This is a genomic window from Pseudomonas agronomica, from assembly GCF_025917275.1.
Lineage (GTDB): Bacteria > Pseudomonadota > Gammaproteobacteria > Pseudomonadales > Pseudomonadaceae > Aquipseudomonas > Aquipseudomonas agronomica.
Map to the genome: position 1 here is coordinate 1 of NZ_JAOSHO010000718.1, position 1,990 is coordinate 1,990.

Below are 1,990 nucleotides of genomic sequence, written 5' to 3' on the forward strand. Positions count from 1 at the left end.
TCGCGAGCAAGCTCGCTCCCACATGGGGCCCGACGTGACTGCAAGATTTGTATTTCCCTACAGCCCTACTGGAAAATTTCCGTGCTGCCACAGCTTCAACAGCTAGTGAGCCGCTGCCGCCTGCTCTTCCATCTTCTTGCGCAAGCTCAACGGCCGCATGTCGGTCCAGACCTCTTCGATGTAGGCCAGGCATTCCTTCTTGAAGCCGCTTTTGCCGACCGTGCGCCAGCCTTCCGGAACGGCCTTGTAGTCTGGCCAGATCGAATATTGTTCTTCGTGGTTGACCACGACCTGGAAGAGGATGTCCTCGCGGTCGAATACTGAAGTCATGGTGTTTCTCCGTCGTTGCTCAAGGTTCGCCGCGCCACGGGCGCAGCCAAGGTATGAAAAGGAACGTACCGGGCCGGATGAAAATTAGGCGTCGGTGACGGCGGCTTCCCAGGGCGCGTCGGAAAATCTCGGCGACCCGATCGATTTCCGCCGCGGTAATGATCAACGGCGGCAGGAAACGCACCACGCCGCCCTGTCGGCCGCCCAGCTCCAGGATCAGTCCGCGCTTGAGGCATTCGCGCTGCAACCGCGGCGCCAGGCGGGCATGCACCGGCGGATGCCCCAGGGCGTCCGGCCTGCCGGTCGGGTCCACCAGCTCGACGCCGAGCATCAGGCCGCGACCGCGAATATCGCCCAACTCCGGGAAATCCCGCTGCAGGATGTGCAAGTGCTCGCTCAAGCGCTGGCCCATGGCGGCGGCGTGAGCCGACAAGTTGTGCTCCACCAGGTAGCGCATTACTGCGGAACCGGCCGCCATGGCCATCTGGTTGCCGCGGAAAGTCCCGGCATGCGCTCCCGGCAGCCAGGTATCGAGCCAATCGCGATATACCACCACCGCCAGCGGCAGGCTGCCGCCGATGGCCTTGGACAGCACGACCACATCCGGAATGATGCCGGCGTGCTCGAACGCGAACATCTTGCCGGTCCGGCCAAAGCCACTCTGGATTTCATCGACGATCAGCGCCACCCCGGCCTGCTCGGTGATCCGCCGCAGGCCGCGCAGCCAATCCAGGTCGGCCGGTATGACACCGCCCTCGCCCTGCACCACTTCGACGATGACCGCTGCCGGCAATTGCACGCCGGCCTCCGGATCGTTCAGCAGGTTTTCCAGGTAATGCAGATTGGCCTTGATCCCCGCCACACCGCCCAGGCCGAACGGGCAGCGGTAATCGTAGGGATACGGCATGAACTGCACGCCATTGCTGAGCAACGCCCCTAAAGGTTTCTTCGGCCCCAGGCTGCCCATCAGGCTCAACGCGCCCTGGCTCATCCCGTGATAACCGCCCTGGAACGACAACACCGTGCTACGCCCCGTCGCGGTGCGGACCAACTTGAGCGCTGCTTCCACCGCGTCGGTGCCGGTAGGGCCGCAGAACTGGATTTTTGCTTCGGCGGCGAGGACCGCCGGCAACAGGCCGAACAGGTCCTGGACAAAGCGGTCCTTGACTGGCGTGGTCAGGTCCAGGGTGTGCAGGGGCAGCTCATCGGCAAGCACTTGCTGGATCGCCTCGATCACCACCGGGTGGTTGTGCCCCAGCGCCAGCGTGCCGGCGCCGGCCAGGCAATCGATGAACGTGCGGCCCTCGACATCTTCTACGTACAGACCCTTGGCGCGCTTGAGGGCCAGGGGGATTCGCCGTGGATAGCTGCGGGCATTGGATTCCTGGCGGCTCTGGCGAGCCAGCAAGGGTGATTCGTTGAATTGGTAAAGCGTCTCGACCGGCGCAGGGCTGACCCGTGCTGGCGGTGCTTGGACAGGACTGGTGACTGGCATGTTCTCGACCCCGGGATGAGTGACCAAAAGGCGCACCGGGCAGGTGCGCATTCCGAAGCGCACATGCAGGTTTCCTGTTGTGGAAACGCATCAGCAGGGCAAGGATTTACTGCGACAGCAGAGGAGCAGGCTGTGACTGCCTGGTAGGAGCTGCCGAGCGAAGCG

Annotated in this window: 1 protein-coding gene and 1 pseudogene; both read right to left on the reverse strand. The window is 63.6% G+C overall.

All coding sequences use genetic code 11. From position 1 onward, the window contains the following. Nucleotides 1–102: 102 nt before the first annotated feature. The gene (locus tag OC610_RS26500; RefSeq protein ID WP_030141931.1) at nt 103–330 is read right to left on the reverse strand and encodes an MbtH family protein; all 228 of its coding nucleotides are present in this window, start codon (nt 328–330) and stop codon (nt 103–105) included. Between the two features lie 103 nt (nt 331–433). Continuing rightward, nucleotides 434–1,825: pseudogene (locus OC610_RS26505) on the reverse strand (diaminobutyrate--2-oxoglutarate transaminase); the annotation flags it as partial. Between the last annotated feature and the right edge of the window lie 165 nt (nt 1,826–1,990).

Bases quoted from the DNA above. Each gene is read 5' to 3' on its own strand.
- OC610_RS26500 (WP_030141931.1), bottom strand. From the start codon at position 330: ATGACTTCAGTATTCGACCGCGAGGACATCCTCTTCCAGGTCGTGGTC.